The organism is Neolewinella lacunae (genome assembly GCF_014349155.1).
GTDB classification, from domain to species: domain Bacteria; phylum Bacteroidota; class Bacteroidia; order Chitinophagales; family Saprospiraceae; genus Neolewinella; species Neolewinella lacunae.
On the sequence record NZ_JACSIT010000115.1, the window covers coordinates 1 to 17,405 of the forward strand.

13 protein-coding genes are annotated in these 17,405 nt (G+C 58.4%); 10 read left to right on the top strand and 3 right to left on the bottom strand.

The features are described 5' to 3' along the window. Positions 1-46: 46 nt before the first annotated feature. The 3 genes from H9S92_RS12285 to H9S92_RS12295 form a co-directional block, all read right to left on the bottom strand. Positions 47-1,141, bottom strand: a complete 1,095-nt coding sequence (locus H9S92_RS12285; RefSeq protein ID WP_187465678.1) for an IS110 family RNA-guided transposase — start codon at positions 1,139-1,141, stop codon at positions 47-49. A 367-nt stretch (positions 1,142-1,508) separates the two neighbouring features. Continuing rightward, entirely contained in the window at positions 1,509-2,948 is a 1,440-nt protein-coding gene (locus tag H9S92_RS12290) for an aldehyde dehydrogenase family protein (RefSeq protein ID WP_187467007.1), read from the bottom strand. Positions 2,949-3,044: 96 nt separating this feature from the next. Beyond that, positions 3,045-3,746 (bottom strand): SAM-dependent methyltransferase, encoded by a 702-nt coding sequence (locus tag H9S92_RS12295; RefSeq protein ID WP_187467008.1) that lies wholly within the window; start codon positions 3,744-3,746, stop codon positions 3,045-3,047. Between the two features lie 244 nt (positions 3,747-3,990). On the opposite strand from H9S92_RS12295, the gene H9S92_RS12300 reads away from it, so the two are divergent. The 10 genes from H9S92_RS12300 (at position 3,991) to H9S92_RS12345 (ending at position 17,379) form a co-directional block, all read left to right on the top strand. Continuing rightward, a complete protein-coding gene (locus H9S92_RS12300; protein WP_187467009.1) occupies positions 3,991-4,767 on the top strand; it encodes a glucose 1-dehydrogenase in 777 nt (258 codons plus the stop codon). A 1-nt stretch (position 4,768) separates the two neighbouring features. Next, entirely contained in the window at positions 4,769-6,409 is a 1,641-nt protein-coding gene (locus H9S92_RS12305) for a GMC family oxidoreductase N-terminal domain-containing protein (protein ID WP_187467090.1), read from the top strand. A gap of 125 nt (positions 6,410-6,534) precedes the next feature. Then, positions 6,535-7,935 (top strand): c-type cytochrome, encoded by a 1,401-nt coding sequence (locus tag H9S92_RS22660; protein ID WP_187467010.1) that lies wholly within the window; start codon positions 6,535-6,537, stop codon positions 7,933-7,935. A 239-nt stretch (positions 7,936-8,174) separates the two neighbouring features. Next, the gene (locus tag H9S92_RS12315) at positions 8,175-10,100 is read left to right on the top strand and encodes a CBS domain-containing protein (protein ID WP_187467011.1); all 1,926 of its coding nucleotides are present in this window, start codon (positions 8,175-8,177) and stop codon (positions 10,098-10,100) included. Between the two features lie 81 nt (positions 10,101-10,181). Continuing rightward, the gene (locus H9S92_RS12320) at positions 10,182-11,066 is read left to right on the top strand and encodes an Rpn family recombination-promoting nuclease/putative transposase (protein WP_187467012.1); all 885 of its coding nucleotides are present in this window, start codon (positions 10,182-10,184) and stop codon (positions 11,064-11,066) included. A 43-nt stretch (positions 11,067-11,109) separates the two neighbouring features. Next, on the top strand, positions 11,110-12,498 hold the full coding sequence (locus H9S92_RS12325; RefSeq protein ID WP_187467013.1) for a YfcC family protein: 1,389 nt from the start codon (positions 11,110-11,112) through the stop codon (positions 12,496-12,498). Positions 12,499-12,716: 218 nt separating this feature from the next. Next, positions 12,717-14,057 carry a Trk system potassium transporter TrkA gene (gene trkA / locus H9S92_RS12330; protein WP_187467014.1) on the top strand — a complete coding sequence of 447 codons (1,341 nt, stop codon included), beginning with the start codon at positions 12,717-12,719 and terminating at the stop codon, positions 14,055-14,057. Positions 14,058-14,078: 21 nt separating this feature from the next. Next, positions 14,079-15,527, top strand: a complete 1,449-nt coding sequence (locus H9S92_RS12335; protein ID WP_187467015.1) for a TrkH family potassium uptake protein — start codon at positions 14,079-14,081, stop codon at positions 15,525-15,527. A gap of 436 nt (positions 15,528-15,963) precedes the next feature. Then, positions 15,964-16,671: a hypothetical protein gene (locus H9S92_RS12340; RefSeq protein ID WP_222936078.1), complete on the top strand. Its 708-nt coding sequence runs from the start codon at positions 15,964-15,966 to the stop codon at positions 16,669-16,671. 132 nt (positions 16,672-16,803) lie between these two features. After that, positions 16,804-17,379, top strand: coding sequence for an endonuclease V (locus tag H9S92_RS12345; protein ID WP_290282331.1), 576 nt, complete (start codon positions 16,804-16,806; stop codon positions 17,377-17,379). The last annotated feature ends 26 nt before the right edge of the window (positions 17,380-17,405 follow it).

Here is a 17,405-nt window from a genome sequence, read left to right on the forward strand (position 1 = left end):
CCCCGTAGGTGCTATGTTAAAAACCAAGCTTTTTTGAAAGTTTTTGCTAGTTTTGAGGTTCAAGGACGGGCTGTTTTCTCGGCTCAGTCACCGTAGGCGAGCTCGATGGCTCGCCTACCCTTTTACCCGCCCGGTTCCGGTGGGTATCCTCGCAGTATGGCTGCCCTGACTTCACCACTCCAAACGCTACCTTAAGTACCTGACGTACTGTTGCGGTGCGTGCCTGTTTTTTGGCCATTCCCTTGTCGATTGCCCTGCGGTAGGTCTCTCCGAACACGCTATCGTGATTACCGACCGCCGCCAGGCCCATGTAAGGTGCCGAACGGATTCTAGCGTTGCCTCGGCCCGAGATCCTCGTCTTGCCCCGAACCGAACTCCCAGACTGGTTTTCGATGATATCTAGACCGGCATACTTAATGAGTTGTTCGCGGTTCTCAAAGAGCGCGAATCCGTCCGTTTCGGCCAAGAGCGTATAGGCCGTGACGGAACCCACAAAGGGGATGGAGCACAGTAGCGCGTGGTTGATTTGCAGCGCTTCGTCCCCATCCCGCAACTCGTCCATTTCTCCTTCGATTTGGTCGATCTGGCGGGTGAAAAATTTGATCTGTTCTTTGAGTCGCTTGACCGTGTCCAGGCGCGGGCATTTGCTACTGGTCAGTGCGTGTAGGCGATTTCTAGCCTGGGTAAGGATACCCATAAGTGACTGACGCTCACGGGATAGCTCGCGCAATTCGCGCATCAACGGACTCATTGGTTGCCACGCCTTGGGATTGTACATGGCCCCGTAAGTGGCGATAATGCGCGCATCCAAGGGGTCATTCTTGGAGTATTCGTTAAGGCTACGGGCGAAGTTCTTGATCTTGTTGGGCAGCACCACACTCAGGCGGTATTGAGCATTGAACAGAACGTAAGCCAGGTCCTCGTAGTAGCGTCCAGTGGCTTCCATCACCACGTGCACTAAGGACCGATCAGGGGCGTTTTTACCCACCCATTTGACGAACTGGGTGTGCCCCCCACGAGTGTTATTGAAGCTCCGTTTAGTGACGATTTCCGAAGTGCGGTTAGCGTACACTTTCTGGATTACGGCCTCGAAAGTCTCGCAGGCGATGTCAGCTCCAATACTGTAGGCTATGAGTTGCATAAAAGAAGATTGAGGAAGTGAAAAAATGATCGAAGAACTTCCGTCGTCCAGCCTTGTAATCTTTACAGTTCCTAGTGGCAAAAGCAGCTACTGGATTAAGTGCTATCGTGACTCTAAAAGCCTTCTAACCGAAGCGTACAACCTACGGGAGTAACTGATCTGTAAAGACCGTCTTAGCGTCCGATGAACTGCATTCGGCTAGAAGTAAAGTAGTTATTTTTGCTTAGAGCGACCAAGCGATAACGACCCTACTGCAAACGTACAAGCGTCCGACGCCCACGAGCCAACTTAAACGAGCGGCGAAACTTTGCGGCGAGGGACCTGCGGGCGTCCGGGCCTTCCTCTGCTGAAAGGTTATTTACCCCCTCTAAATCCACGTAAATATCCGTCGCGCCAGCCCAACCACCTTATCCGTATACGGCGGGTAAGCCATGCTGAGGTCAAGAAAACGCCGCTCCACCACGGGCCGTTCGTTGGTGAATTCAATGAAGCCGCGGTGGCCGAAAGATTTCCCGATGCCCGAGTTGTTCACCCCGCCAAACGGCACCACCGGGCTGCCCCCGCCAATCAGGTAGTCATTGATCACTGCCCCGCCGGAGCTGCTGCCGGCCAGGAGGGTTTTTACCGTGGAGCGCGAGTGGCTCTGCACGTAAAAGGCCAGGGCTTTCTCCTGACGATTGATGATTTCCAGGGCTTCCTCCGGGCGCTGGTACGTGATTACGGGCAGGAGCGGACCAAAAATTTCTTCCTGCATGATCCGCATGTCCTCGTTGACGTTGGTCAGGATGGTGGGCGCGATGAAGCGGTCGGCGCGGTCCACCTGTCCGCCATAAGCCACGGTGGCCCCCTTGTCAATGGCGTCGTCGAGCAAGGCTTTGATCCGGTCGAAGTGCCGCTCGCTGATGATGCGGGGGAGGCTCTTGGACGCCTGCACGTCGCTGCCGTAGAAGCGGGTAATGGCCCGGCCGAGGGCGGCCACGTAGGGCGTGGCGATGGCTTGGTGGACGAGCAGATAATCCGGCGCAATGCAGGTTTGGCCCGCATTTACGCACTTGCCCCAGATGGTGTTGGCGGCGGATTTTTCCAGGTTCACGTCCTGGTCCACCACGGCCGGAGATTTACCGCCCAGTTCCAGCGTGACGCTGGTGAGGTTGGCGGCGGCAGCGGCCATCACCTTCTTGCCGATGGCGGGGCTGCCCGTGAAAAAGATGTGGTCAAAAGGCAGGGTTGTTAAATAAGCGGCGGTGTCGCCTTCGCCCTGAACCACTTTGATTTCCCGCTCCTCAAACAGGTCGCTCAGCATTTCATCAATGAAATCGGTGGTAGCCGGGCTGAGCTCCGAGGGCTTCACGACGGCGGCGCAGCCGGCGGCGATGGCGTAGAGGAGGGGGATGAGCGTCAGGCTGAAAGGGTAGTTCCACGGGGCAATGATGAGGGCGACGCCCTTGGCCTCGTGGTGGATGTAGGAACGGGTGCCGAGCATCGCCAGCGGGGTGGGCAGCCGCTCGGGCTCCATCCAGCGGCGGAGGTGTTTTTTGATGTAGCGGACGTGGCTGAGCACCTGCCCGAGTTCGGTCAGCAGCGTCTCCACCTCATGCTTCCGGAAATCTTTTTCCAGCGCGGCCACCAGGCGGTCCACGTTCCCGGGCTGCGTCAGGTAGTCCTCAATTTTGCGCAGCCTGGCAATCCGCTCGGGCGCTTTTTGGGCGCTCAACGCAGGTGCATGGGCACGTTGGACGGCAAGGAGCGGCTCCAGACCGGCGTTATCAAGGCTGGCCGCGCTGGCCGGTGGTGGGGTGGTGGACATGACCGAAAAGATTGAACGAGAAAAGACGACCCTCACGAGCCGTTTCGACAGCGAAGAAGATACGCAAATAAAAGGATTCCTGCCGCCTTTGGTTCGCTACCGCCCCAGCAGCAGAAACATCGCCGGCCGCTTTTGGAGCTCCGCACCGATGCCCTTCCGCCAGTCTTTCACCCGCCCGGTAAAGATGTATTCGCTGGGCAGCGTCAGGTCGCAAGCTACGGAGAAGAGCGTTTCGGGATGGAGACTTTCCAGGGCAACTTCTACGGTGGCCTGGTTGCGGTAGGGGGCTTCAATCCAGAGTTGGGTGGCTTTGCTGCGGCGGCTCTCCGCTTCCAGGCGGCGGAGGTCCTGGGCGAGTTGGGGCCGCTTCGGGCTGAGGTAACCGTGGAAAGTGAAGGCCTGCCCGTTGAGGCCCGCCGCCATCACGCTCAGTAAAATGGCCGAGGGGCCGACGAGGGGCACCACGCGGATGCCGCGTTCGTGGGCCAGCAAGACCAGCCGCGCACCGGGGTCGGCTACACCGGGAGCCCCTGCGTCGCTCAGCACCCCCACGTCGGCACCCCTTTCCACTGCCGCCAGGAGCTCGGGCAGGTCGCGGGCCTCGGTGTGTTTGGTCAGCTCGTAGTACGTACACTCCTGCAAGGGGATGCCGACCTCCTTCAAAAAAGCCCGGGCTACCTTGCCGGTTTCCACCACGAAGTGCCGCAGGGGCCGGATCACCTCCAGCGTAGCCGGCGGGATCGTCTGCAGCGCCGCACTGCCGAGCGGAGAAGGGATCAAATAAAGCTTGCCTTGCATGGGGTAAAGGTAAGGATTGGCGATTTTTGCTTGGCGAGGACTGATTTACGATTTGCTCCCGCAAGTCAGGAATTGACTTTTGCCTGTAAACTTAATTATGGGAATAACTTTCCTGCTTCGCTCATCTGCTGCATTTTTCATGCTGGCGCAGCTAAATAAAAGTTCATCGCACCTGTCGAAGTCACGGACAGCACTTACCCCATCCCGGCGAATTTTCGCTAAATTGCACCCAAAATTTACCTCTATGCCTTCCTCTAGCCAGCGTTTTGACCTCAGTGGCAAGGTGGCCATCATCACCGGTGCTTCCAAGGGCATTGGTGAGGCGATTGCCCGCGGACTGGCCGAGCACGGCGCATCGGTCGTCGTCAGCAGCCGCAGCCAGCCAGCGGTGGAAAGCGTCGCGGCCAGCCTCCGTGCCGCTGGCTACGAGGCTACTGCCGTTGCCTGCCACGTGGGCGACGAAGGCCAGCTCGAACAACTCGTAGCCGCTACCGTAGCCCAGTACGGCGGGGTGGATATCCTCATCAACAACGCCGCCACCAACCCCGTCTTTGGCCCGCTGGAAACCATGGATGGTGCCGTTTTTGATAAGGTGATGAACGTCAACGTCCGCGCCTGCTTTCTGCTGGCCAACCGCTGCAAACCCCTGATGGAAAAGCGGGGCGGTGGCTCCATCATCAACATCGCCTCGGTGGAAGGCATCAAGCCCTCGCCCATGATGGGCGTCTATTCGGTCAGCAAGGCCGCGCTCATCATGCTCACCCAGAGCCAGGCCCGCGAGTGGGGCGCGGCGGGCATCCGCAGCAACGCGATCTGCCCGGGCTTGATCCAGACGAAGTTCAGCTCCGCCCTCTGGCAAAACGAGGCCATCCTCAACCATTTCGTGGGGCAATTGCCCGCCGGGCGCATGGCGCAGCCGGAGGAAATGGTGGGCCTGGCCGTCTACCTGGCTTCGGCGGCGAGCAGTTATTCTACCGGCGGGGTCTTCACCGCCGACGGTGGCCACCTCATCGCCGGGTAAGATGGGCGCGCAGTACGATTACATCATCGTTGGGGCCGGCTCAGCAGGCTGCCTGCTGGCCAACCGCCTTTCGGCCAACCCCGCCCACCGCGTCCTGCTCGTCGAAGCCGGTGGCCGGCCCAACCACCCCAACATCCACATTCCGGGCGGCTACATGAAGCTCCACCGCAGCCGTTTCGATTGGGGATACTGGTCGGAGCCCCAGGAACACGTCCTGAATCGCCGCATCTACCTGCCCCGCGGCAAGGTCCTGGGCGGCAGCAGCTCCACCAACGCCATGGCCTACGTGCGCGGCAACCGCGAAGACTACAACGACTGGGCAGCGGCCGGCAACCGGGGCTGGGATTACGCCTCGGTACTCCCCTACTTCATCAAATCGGAGTGCAATGCCGACCTCGTCAACGCCTACCACGGCCAAGACGGGGAACTGCACGTCGCTTTCCCCCAGCGCTACGCCGCCCCGTTCGCCACCGCCTTCATTGCCGCCTGCGTGGAGACCGGAATGCCCCACAACCCCGACTACAACGGTGCCGAACAGGCCGGGGCGGGACACTTCCAGTACACCATCCACGCCGGGCAGCGCGACAGCGCCTACACGGCCTTTCTCCGTCCCGTGCTGGGCCGGACGAACCTGACGGTACTGACCCACACCCACACCCAGGCCGTGTTGCTGGAGGGCGACCGCGCCGTCGGCATCGTTGCCGGAAAACGGCCGGGGGACCGGCAGGAATTCCGCGCCCGCCGCGAAGTGATTTTGTCCGCCGGATCTTTTGCCTCCCCGCAGTTGCTCCTCCTCAGCGGAATTGGCCCCCGCGAAGAACTCCAAGCGCTGGGCATCCCCTGCCACCATCCGCTGCCCGGCGTAGGGAAAAACCTGCAAGACCACCTCTTCGCCCCCTTCGGCGCAACGGCCCGGCAGCGCCTGGGGCAAAACCACACCATCCCTGTCTGGTGGCAACTCAAAGGGGCTTTTGATTACTACGTCCGCCGCCGGGGCCTGTTCAACATCAGCCCGCTGGAGGCCGGGGCCTTCGGGTCTACCGCCGCCAGCCCGGGGCGGGTGGATTTTCAGTTTCACTTTTCCTCCTTCCACACCGGCGAAGGCTACGCGGCGGATTTCCACGATTACCGGACTTTCCCGACCGACGAAGACGGCTTCTCGGTGCTGCCCACCCTGCTGCGGCCGGCCAGCCGGGGGACCCTCCGGCTCCGTAGTGCCGACCCCTTCACACCGCCCCTGATTCAGCCCAATTTTTTGGCGGCGGAGCAAGACCGCAGCGTCTTCGTAGCCGCCGCCCGCCGGGCAATCGCGGTGCTCGAAGCCGATGCCTTCGGGGGCCACCGCAAAAAAATCATCGCTCCACCCAGCCACAGCAGCGACGACGCTATTTTGCAACACATCCTGCGGCAGGTGGAAACCGTGTACCACCCGGTGGGCACTTGCAAAATGGGCCACGATGAAATGGCGGTGGTCGACGATGAGCTCCGCGTACGGGGCATCGGCGGGCTGCGGGTGGCCGATGCCTCCATCATGCCCACCATCGTTTCCGGCAACACCAACGCTCCGGTGTACCTCATCGCGGAAAAGGCGGCGGATCTAATTCTGGCCGCCCAAACCCGAGTGCCGGGCGTTTTGCGGTAGCGGATTACACCTTGGCGCGGTCGCAGGTGCAAAAATTGTCTTTAAAAGCAAAGAACTTTGTAATTTGAAGTGAACCCTTTTCGCTGGCGTTCCTTTTAGCTTGGTAAACTATCCCACCGAGCCCCGTGCGTTATCCCCTCATCTTTGTCTCTTTGCTGCTGTTGGTGGCTTGTACTGCCTACCGCCCCCTCGCCGAAACGCGGGAAATGGGCGGGGAACCCTGGAAAACGAAAGTCCTGCCCGCCACGCCCCAGCAGACGGGTGGCGACCCCGTGGCTGGGCTGGATTACCTCATCAACGGAGACTACATTGGCAGCGGTGTTCCTTACAGCATCATGCTGAAGGCTGCACGGCGGATGTCTTCCGATGGTCCCTTCGAGCGCGACGGCATCAACGCTCCCTTGCCTTATTTTATGACGGCTTTTACCGCACCCAACGGAGCCCAGGTGGCCAATGGCAACTGTTTTACCTGCCACGCCGGGAAGGTCGCTGGCCAGCTGGTGCTTGGCCTTGGCGACAGCTTCTCCGACTACGAATCCAGCATGGTCAATATGGGCAAGATGATGCGGGTCGGCATGGCGCTGAAGTACAACAAACGGGACCCCGAAACGGAGGCCTTCCGGGATTTTGGCCGCTACTTCCGGCGGATGGCCCCCAAGATCAAGACCACCCAACCGGGCAGCAACCCCGCCTTCCGCCTCGCCGAAGCCTGCATGATGCACCGCAACCCGGCCGACCTCAGCTACGTAGATGATCCGCTCTACGACATGTGGGACTACAACATCGCCACCGACACCCCGCCGCTCTGGCACGTAAAAAAGAAAAACACCCTCTACTACAACGGCATTGGCCGGGGAGACATGACCAAGCTTCTGCTCCAGGCCTCCGTACTGGGAACACCCGACAGCAGCCACACCCGCACGGCCGCCGACGCCTTCGTGGACGTCTACGCCTGGCTGCAAACGCTGGAAGCCCCCGCCTACCCCGGCCCCATTGACGCCGAACTCGCCGCCGCCGGAGAACCAATCTTCCGGGAGCACTGCGCGGGCTGCCACGGAACTTACGGCAGCCAAGAAAGCTACCCCAACAAAGTCGTACACCTCGACCTGATCAAAACCGACCGCCTTTACGCTGATTACATCAACCAGAGCGGCATCGTCGATTGGTACAACCAGAGTTGGTTTGCGACCAGTCCGCCCCGCTCCTGGTTTGAGCCGACGGAAGGTTACGTCGCTCCGCCACTTGACGGCATTTGGGCCAGTGCGCCCTACTTCCACAATGGTTCGGTGCCGACGGTGTACGAAGTGCTGCACTCCCCCTCCCGCCCCGCCCGCTGGACCCGCTCCGGCGAAGGTACCGACTACGACCACCAGCGCCTGGGCTGGAACTACGACCCCGCGCCCAAGAACAAAAAATGGACCTTCGATACGGCTGTCCCGGGCTACGGCAACGGAGGGCACACCTTTGGGGATAAGCTCAGCGACGACGAGCGATGGGCGGTGGTGGAGTATTTGAAGACGCTTTAGTGGGGGAGTTCAGTAGTTCATAGTTCATTCATAGTTTACTGGTTTGGGGCTTCCATTGCTACTGGTAAGGACTTGCCTGGCACCTGCGGCCGCGCCCAAGGGAGGAGAGCCTGCCATTTTAGTGCTGGCCAGCGGGAGATTTAATACCTTAGGCGGACACTTTTACGCGGGTGCTTGCACGCTTCGGTGGCTAACGCGTAAATTGAGCCGAACTGGCCACTGCGGCCCAAAAAACCACGATGGGAGAAGAAAGAGTAAACGTACCAACCGAGGCCAGCCGGGCCAGTTTTACGCGTAGCTTGTTGCAAGACGTGCAAGCTTTGGAATATATGCTCAAGCACGAATGGTTTGAGACGGATACCATCCGGATCGGGGCAGAGCAGGAGATGTGCATCGTAGACCGGAAAACCCTGAAGCCCGCGCCAAAAAACATGGCGGTGCTGGAAAAATTAAAAGACCACCCCTGGGCCACCACGGAAATTGCGCGGTTCAACCTGGAGTGCAACCTCTCGCCGCAGACCTTTACGGGTAACGCCCTGCGCTTGATGGAAACCGAAAACCGCTACCAGCTGGAGGTGATTGCCGCCGCCGCAAAAACCCAGAATGCCCAACTGGTACTGACCGGTATTTTACCGACCCTGCGAAAATTTGATCTCGACATTTCCAACCTGACGCCGAAGCCGCGCTACCGGGCCCTGATTGAGGCCATCGGTGCCCAGGTAAAATCGGAGCGGGGGTTTGAACTGCGGCTGACGGGCATCGATGAGCTTTTCATCCGCCACGATACGCCACTGATGGAGGCCTGTAACACCAGTTTTCAGGTACACTTGCAGGTGACGCCGCAAACCTTTGCTCCGCTGTACAACATCTCGCAGGCCATCACGGCACCGGTGCTGGCGCTGGCAGCCAACAGCCCCCTGGTGTTTGGCAAGCGCCTCTGGCACGAAAGCCGGATTGCGCTGTTTCAGCAGGCTCTGGACGTGCGCACCACCCAAGACCACATGCGGCAACCCGAGCCCCGGGTGAGCTTTGGGACGCAGTGGCTGGACGAAAGCATTCTGGAAATTTACAAAGAAGACATTGCCCGCTACCGCGTATTGCTAGGGGACCAAATCGACGAAGCCAGCCTGGAAACGGTGGCCCGGCGGGAAATCCCCAAACTGCGGGCCCTGCAAATCCACAACGGCACCGTCTACCGCTGGAACCGCCCCTGCTACGGCATCAGCGACAATGGCATGCCCCACCTGCGGATCGAAAACCGCGTCATTCCGGCTGGCCCGACGGTTTTAGACCAAATGTCCAACGCTGCCTTTTGGCTGGGGGCGATGATGGGCATGGCCCACGAATACAAAGACATCCGCGAGCAGATGAGCTTTGCCGACGTGAAAGACAACTTCGTCAAAGCCGCCCAGTTCGGGATCGATACCCAGCTGACCTGGTTTAAAAACCGGAAGGTGAGCAGCTGCGACCTGATCTTGCACGAGCTACTGCCCCTGGCCCGGAACGGACTCAAAATGCGCGGCATCGTGCAGGAAGACATTGATCGCTACCTGGGCGTGATCGAGGAGCGGGCGCGGGTCCACCAGAATGGCGCGCGCTGGCTGCTGAAGTCGTTCACCAAGCTGGGGACGGAAGTGAACCAGGACGAAGGCTTGACGATCATTACTTCGGCCATGATCAAAAACCAGCTTTCGGAACGGCCCGTCCACGAATGGCCCATGCCCGATGCGAAGGACCTGAAAGACTACCGTCCGGTAGGGCTGCGGGTGGAAGAATTTATGGAAACGGACCTCTTCACCGTGCAGGAGGACGACCTGATTGACCTCGTGGCCGACCTGATGGACTGGCGGAAGCTCCGCTACGTCCCGGTAGAAGACAAAAACGGCCACCTGGTCGGCTTGATTACTACGCGGAAGATGCTGCGTTACTATACCCGCAAAGACCGTCCGGACGCTCCCGAAGGGCAGTACGTAACGGTAAAAGACCTGATGATTCCCCACCCGAAAACGATTGACCCCCAGGCGACGATCAAGCAGGCGATGAAAACCATGCGGGGAGAAAAAATGGGTTGTTTGCCGGTGGTCAAAGACGATGAGCTGGTGGGCATTATTACGGAGATGGACTTCCTGCGCGTGAGTGGGCGTTTGATTGAGCGGTTGAAGTAAGCAGAGGGCTCTTCGCGAACCCTTAGAACGCTGGAAATTGGCTATCTTTGGGCGGTCTAGTGCATTTTCAACCTTCTGATTATGAGCGCTTTGAAAGATAAGTACATCAATCCCTTAACGGATTTCGGTTTCAAAAAACTGTTTGGTTCCGAGCCGAACAAGGTCTTATTGATTGATTTTTTGAACCAGATACTCCCCGAGAAGCACCAGATTAAAGACTTGAGCTACGCCCGCAACGAACAACTGGGCTTGAATGAATTGGACCGTAAGGCGATATTTGATTTGTATTGCACCGGAGAGTCTGGCGAACGGTTCATTGTAGAGTTGCAGAAGGCGAAGCAAAATTTCTTCAAGGATCGAAGTGTCTATTACGCGTCCTTCCCCATTCAGGAGCAGGCACAAAAAGGAAACTGGGACTACCGCCTCGAGCCGGTTTACACCGTAGGCATTCTGGATTTTGTTTTTAATGATCACCGATCTGAGGAAGACCTGCTTCACATGGTAGAGCTGAAAAACCAGCGCTGTGAAGTGTTTTATGACAAATTGAAATTCATCTACATCGAACTGCCCAAGTTCAAAAAGCAAGAAGACGAATTAGAAACACAGTTTGATAAATGGCTATTTGTCTTCCGGCACCTATCAAACTTACAAGATAGGCCGCAACAATTACAGGACAAGATATTCCAGCGGCTCTTTGAAGCTGCGGAAATCGCGCGGTTTACGACCGCAGAAAGGGAGGCCTACGAAGACAGCCTGAAATACTACCGGGACCTGAAAAACGTGGTAGATACTTCGCGCGAAGAGGGAGTTCTGGAAGGCATTGAACAAGGCATTGAACAAGGCATTGAACAAGGCATCAAGCAGCGGAATCTTCAAATCGCCAAACGGATGAAAGAAAGGGGAATGCCCGATTCAGATATTTCCGAATTAACGGGCCTAAGCGAGGAGGAAATTAAGGAACTGTAGATCTGCTTCCCGTCGACAACAAGCACTAAGCTACCTTAGCGGCATGACGTTACGCAGACCCTGGTATTCCCGGATTCCCTCTCCGATGATCATGCTGTTGCTCATCATCCTGGCGGTGGGGGCCATGACCTGGCTATTGCCCGCCGGGCAGTACGAGCGGGTGGTGGTAGACGGGGCGCAGCGGGTGGTGCCGGGCAGTTACCAGCGGGTGGAACCGACGCCCCTCGGCATTTTCAGCATCTTCCGGGCCTTCCCCGATGGCTACCGGATTGCTACGCCCATCATCTTCATCTGCCTGGCCAGTGCCCTGATGTTTGCCATGCTGGAGCGGACAAAGACCATCGAGAACGTGGTGGGCCGGGTGGTGTACCTGACGGGCGACCGGCGGACGGAGCTGCTCATTGTTTTTCTCACCTTCGTTTACGGGGTGTTGGGCATCATGGTGGGCTACGAAAACAACATTGCCACGATCCCCATTGCGGCGATCGTCATTCTGGCTTTGGGGGGAGATTTGATCCTGGCTGCGGGCGTCAGCGTGGGGGGCATGACGGTAGCTTTTGGGCTGTCGCCGATCAACTTCTACACCGTGGGCAATGGGCATTTGATTGCCAACTTACCGCTGTTCAGTGGCTGGGAACTGCGGTCGGTACTGTGCTTCGGCGGCCTGGCCATTATGGCCTGGTACAACCTGCGCTACTACCGGCGCTTGCGGGCCAACCCCGAAAGTGGCATCGGGCAGGGGCTGGATACGGCGGGCCTGCAATTGAGCCAGCCGCTCGCGGAGTACCGCATCAGTGGCCGCAACTGGTGGTTGCTGGGGGTTTTTCTGGCCAGCCTGGTCGTCATCCTCTACGGGGTATTCAACTGGGGGCTGCACATTGATGACATCTCGGCCATCTTCCTGATCGTAATGGTGATCTGCGCGCTCACCAGTGGCCTGACGGGGCAGGAAGTGACCGCCGCCGGCATGCAATCCGTAGCCCAGATGGCGCCAGCCACCTTCATCATCGGGATGGCCGCTACGGTGAAGGTAATCATGGAGCAGGGGCAGATCCAGGACACCATCAGCTACGGCCTGGCGGAGGCGTTGGGGGGCTTGCCGACGTACGCTTCGGCGATTGGGATGTCCATTGGCCAAAGTGGGCTCAATATGCTCATTCCTTCCGGCAGCGGGCAGGCGCTGGCCACTCTGCCGGTGATGATTCCGCTGGGCGAGGCGCTGGGCCTGAGTCCGCAAATCTCCATCCTCGCCTTTCAGATTGGGGACGGGGTGACGAACCTGTTCAACCCTTCGCTGGGCGGCCTGGTAGCGATGCTTTCGCTGTGCCGGGTGCCGTTTGACCGCTGGCTGCGCTTTGCCCTGCCGCTGACGGGGATGCTGTTGGTCTGGGCCTGGCTGGGGCTTTTGGTGTCGGTGGCCATTGGGTATTAGTAATGAGCATGGGTATTCCCCTTCCCTGCTCCTCCCCCTTTGGGGGTTGGGGGGCCAACCAACTCCCCCCTTCGGGGGGTCGGGGGGGAGCACCTGCGGCCGCGCAAAATGCTCCGCAGCTTGCGTGATCCCGACGAGCGATAGCGGATCTCGGGACCGCGCCCGTTTCGCCAGACGCGAACTAATGCCGACCTTTGCGCCACTATAGCCAAAGCAGTATGAACATTGTCATCGCCGGAGCTGGCGACGTAGGCTTCCACCTGGCCAGCTTGCTGGCCATCGAGAACCAGAACATTACCCTGATCGACTCCGACCAGGAGGTGCTCGACTACGCGGGCGCGCACCTTGATGTGCTCACCATCCGGGGCGACGCTACCAGCCTGGCTACGCTCGAAAACGCCCGGGTGGGCTCGGCCGGGCTGATGCTGGCCGTCACCACCTCGGAAAAGACGAACATGATGGCCGCCATCATCGCCAAAAAACTGGGCTGCCGCCGCGTCATTGCGCGGGTGGACAACGAAGAATACCTCAGCGAAGAAAACGAAAAGACGATCTGTTCCCTGGGCATCGACCACGTCATCAGCCCCCGGCAGCTGGCCGCCGTGGAGATCGAACGCCTCATCAAACAGTGCTCCTTCACCGATATCTTCGATTTCGAGGAAGGCAAACTCTCGCTGCTGGGTATTACGCTGGACGAAAACTCCCCCCTCGTGGGTGTTCGCCTGAGCGATATTGACCAGCTTCGCTCCAAGGTCGATCTCCACCCCATTGCCATTCTGCGGGGGCACGAGACGATCATCCCCCGGGGCTTTACCCAGCTCAAGCGCAACGACCATATTTACTTCATCACCAAGCCCGATCAACTGCGGCTGGTGGAAGACTTTGTGGGCAAAAAGCGGCAAACGATCAAAAACATCATGATCCTGGGCGGCGGCAACCTGGCCGTTTCCACCGCCCAGTTGCTGCAAGAAAACTACAACGTCACCATCGTTGAAAACAACAAACCCCGCTGCCAGTACCTCAACGAGCAGTTGGATAATGTGTTGGTCATTCGCGGTGCCTATACCAATATCGACCTCCTCCAGGAGGAAGGCCTCGACCGGATGGATGCCTTCATTGCCCTGACGGACAACAGCGAGACCAACATCATCTCCTGCCTCACGGCCCGCAACCACGGCGTGTTCAAAACCATCGCCCAGGTCGAAAACAAAGAATACGTGCACATCAGCCAGAACATTGGCGTGGATACGCTCATTAATAAGAAACTGCTCGCCGCCAACAGCATCTTCCGCTACATCCGCAAGGGAAACATCGAGGCCATCACCAGTCTCCAGGGCGTCGATGCGGAGGTGATCGAGTACGTCATCAGCAAAAGCAACCAGCTCACGAAAAAGCCCCTTAAAGACCTGCATTTCCCCGAAACCGCCCTGGTAGGTGGCATCATCCGGGGGGAAGAAACGCTGATCCCCAACGGCAATACCCAGATGCAGATGGACGATAAGGTCATCGTCTTCGCCCTTCCTGCGGCGATCAAACGCCTGGACGAGCTGTTCCGCTAAAGCGCTGCCCACTCTGCCGTTATGATCAACTACCGCCCCATTGCCCGTGTCATCAGCATCCTGCTCGTCATCGTCGGTGGCCTGATGTGGACGGGCGTGCCCTTCAGTGCGTACTTCGATGAAGACCTCCGTCCGCTGTTGCTGGCGGGCCTGGCAACCATCGGGCTCGGTGCCTTGCTTTATCTGGTGCCCTTTCGCCGGGGCATCCCCATCCGGAAGCGCGAGGGCTACCTGATTGTGGTCTTGAGCTGGCTGGCGATGATCTTTGCCGGCATGCTGCCCTACCTCTTCAGCGGTATTATTCCCAACGTGGCCGATGCACTGTTTGAAACCGTTTCAGGCATGACCACCACCGGGGCTTCGGTGTTGACCGACATCGAAATCCAACCCCGCGGCCTGCTGTACTGGCGCAGCCTCACGCAGTGGATCGGGGGGATGGGCATCATTGTGCTCACCGTAGCCATCTTCCCCCTGCTCGGGATCGGGGGCATTGAGTTGTTTGCCGCCGAGGCACCTGGGCCAACCTCCGATAAGCTCCACCCCCGCATCAGCGAAACGGCCAAGCGGCTGTGGCTGATCTACGTGGGCCTCACCGTCGTACTGGTCGGCGTACTCACCCTACTGGGCATGAGCCCCTACGAAGCGATCAACCACGCCCTGACCACCATGGCTACCGGCGGCTTCAGCACCCGCAACGCCAGCGCGGCGGCGTTCAGTCCGGCCATCCAGTACGCCCTCATCGCCTTCATGTTTCTGGCCGGGGTCAATTACACGGTCTTGTACCTCAGCCTGAAGCGGCGCTGGGCCGACGTCTGGAAGAGCGAAGAACTCAAGGCCTACTTCAGCCTGGTGGTTTTCCTCACGGTCATCATCACGATCAAAGTTTATCACGCTACGGGAAGCCAAGACCTGGAACAGGCTTTCCGCGATAGCTTGTTCCAAATCGTGAGCCTGCTGACTACCACGGGATTCGTTTCCGCCGATTATACCAGTTGGACGACCAGCATCACGTTGATGTGCTTCGTATTGCTCTTCCTGGGGGCCTGCGCGGGGTCCACCTCGGGCGGCATCAAGGTGATCCGCCACCTCGTCTTTTTCAAAAACAGCTACCTGGAGTTCAAGCGGCTCATTCACCCGGCGGCCATTGTGCCGCTGCGGCTCAACCAAAATATCGTCCCCGGGCGCATCATCACCCACGTCTTTAACTTCCTGCTGCTGTACCTCCTCATTTTCGTGTTCGGCTCGGTGTTTTTGGCTATGCTCGGGCTGGATTTCATGACCTCCATCGGGGCGATGGCCACCTGCCTGGGCAACGTCGGGCCGGGCATCGGTGAGGTCGGGCCGGTGGATAATTTCGCCTGGTTGCCCGGGCACATTAAGGTCTTTTTGTCGTTCGTGATGCTCATTGGCCGCCTGGAAATCTTTACGGTGCTGGTGTTGTTTACGCCCTTCTTTTGGCGTTTGAATTGAGGGGAGGGGTGTATAGGGGCGCGGCCGCAGGTGCAATGGGATGGACGCCCCCCGACCCCCGGAGGGGGAGGAGCTGGGGGGGGGGAGGAGCCTCAACGCTATAATTTCCAAGAATAGACTTATTGCCAGCCTGAAATAGAAATGCATGTGGTTCGAAAACCTAACCGGATTCAAAGAAGAATCCCCCGCAAACGTTCGAGAAAAAATCCTGGTGGAGGGAGACACTTTGCTGTCTACCGTGAACCATCGGCGTTTTACGTTTGGCCAGCTGGAAGTGCTTAGTCTGGAAGAGTTGAGGCAAAGTAGTCCGCCCCTAAGCGCATACCGCGGTAAGTTGCTGCTCAGCGAAGTGGTCGGCGACGTCCAGGCAATGCACGCCCAAGCGGCAAACGCCCACGCCCTTTTCCAGGCCGCTTCCCAGTTCAACCTCTTGGAAATGATTGGCCCCAACGTTACTCCGGAGCGGGGAATTGACCGCTACGAGGAAGACTTTACCCAAGGCCCCGCCTGCGCCATTGCTTGCGGGGCGGGAACCATCTACAGAAATTACTTTGTGAGGGTCGGAGAGCAAATTGGCCAGTCTGCGGATAAACAAATTGATTGCCTGGCCGGGATAGGCCGGGAACTGGACAATGAAAACTTGCACCTGTGGTCCATGAAAAACGGCTACGCCCTCGCGAACGAGCAAGGGCTTTTGACGATCAACAAAAAACTCTCCGCTTTAAGCCATGCGCAGCGGGAAGATTTAAAGGGCAAATTGCAAGTGGGCGTGCAGTGGAATACCGAGGTTACGCTCAATGACGGCCAGCAAAAGGTCTCGCAAATATATTGTTCTGCTTTGCCCGTGGCTTACAGTCAAGTGGAACCCATGTATTGGGAGCGCTTCGCCAGAATCGTGCTGGAAGCCACGTACGAGGCTACCTTTTTCGCTGCGGTGAGGAACTTGGAATCCCATGGCTCGAATGTGCTTTACTTAACCTTGGTCGGCGGAGGGGCCTTTGGGAACGAGGTAGATTGGATCCTTGAGTCACTGGAAAAAGCAGCAAGCAAGTTCCGGGAGGTGCCGTTGGACGTAAGAATCGTCAGCTACGGAAAACCAAATCCGCGCTTGGGGCCATTCATCAACGCATTGACGGAAAAATGAAAAGAGGTGTTCCGAAGGCAGGGGATCTGGGGCCACCCAGGCAGCTCCTCAAGAAAGCGCCCCCGCCCGATCCAATTCTTCTCCCCATCTTTACCACCCCGAACCCCACAGGAAACAGTGGGAAGATGAACCATAGCGGCCCATCCCCAGCCATCCACCTTTGAACAAGGGCAACCACACCGCTGCAAAATGATTTACGCCTTTGACCTGTACTACCGCGAGGAAGAAACCGTAACCGCCTGCGTGGGTTTTGAGAACTGGTCAAGTACCGCCCCGGCGCTACAGTTGACCGAGAAGAGCAAGGTAGAAAGCGACTACATCAGCGGCCAATTTTACAAGCGAGAACTGCCCGGGATCCTTCAACTCCTCCAGAAAATTGACCTCCAGCCGGGCGACCTCATCATCGTGGACGGATACGTTTATCTGGACGATGAAAAGTCCAATGGCCTGGGAGGTCACTTGTACGAAGCTTTGGACAAGCAGTTTCCCATAATCGGCGTGGCGAAGAAGAAATACCACTCGCTGGAAAAGGAGTACCGGGAAGTGTACCGTGGACAGAGCCAAAAGCCGCTGTTTATTACCGCAGCCGGATTTGACCTGGAGGAGGCCCAATGCTGCGTGGAGGGCATGGCCGGAACCTACCGGATCCCCGATTTGCTTAAGATCGTCGATCAGCTGTCCAAAGGAATGATCTCCCCCGAAGGATAGGCTATCTGAAGAGGTAGGGAAAAGCC

What these genes read in the sequence shown, in the direction of transcription:
- H9S92_RS12285 (WP_187465678.1), bottom strand. Translation starts at nt 1,141, where the DNA reads ATGCAACTCATAGCCTACAGTATTGGAGCTGACATCGCCTGCGAGACT.
- H9S92_RS12290 (WP_187467007.1), bottom strand. Translation starts at nt 2,948, where the DNA reads ATGTCCACCACCCCACCACCGGCCAGCGCGGCCAGCCTTGATAACGCC.
- H9S92_RS12295 (WP_187467008.1), bottom strand. Translation starts at nt 3,746, where the DNA reads ATGCAAGGCAAGCTTTATTTGATCCCTTCTCCGCTCGGCAGTGCGGCG.
- H9S92_RS12300 (WP_187467009.1), top strand. Translation starts at nt 3,991, where the DNA reads ATGCCTTCCTCTAGCCAGCGTTTTGACCTCAGTGGCAAGGTGGCCATC.
- H9S92_RS12305 (WP_187467090.1), top strand. Translation starts at nt 4,769, where the DNA reads ATGGGCGCGCAGTACGATTACATCATCGTTGGGGCCGGCTCAGCAGGC.
- H9S92_RS12315 (WP_187467011.1), top strand. Translation starts at nt 8,175, where the DNA reads ATGGGAGAAGAAAGAGTAAACGTACCAACCGAGGCCAGCCGGGCCAGT.
- H9S92_RS12320 (WP_187467012.1), top strand. Translation starts at nt 10,182, where the DNA reads ATGAGCGCTTTGAAAGATAAGTACATCAATCCCTTAACGGATTTCGGT.
- H9S92_RS12325 (WP_187467013.1), top strand. Translation starts at nt 11,110, where the DNA reads ATGACGTTACGCAGACCCTGGTATTCCCGGATTCCCTCTCCGATGATC.
- trkA (WP_187467014.1), top strand. Translation starts at nt 12,717, where the DNA reads ATGAACATTGTCATCGCCGGAGCTGGCGACGTAGGCTTCCACCTGGCC.
- H9S92_RS12335 (WP_187467015.1), top strand. Translation starts at nt 14,079, where the DNA reads ATGATCAACTACCGCCCCATTGCCCGTGTCATCAGCATCCTGCTCGTC.
- H9S92_RS12340 (WP_222936078.1), top strand. Translation starts at nt 15,964, where the DNA reads ATGATTGGCCCCAACGTTACTCCGGAGCGGGGAATTGACCGCTACGAG.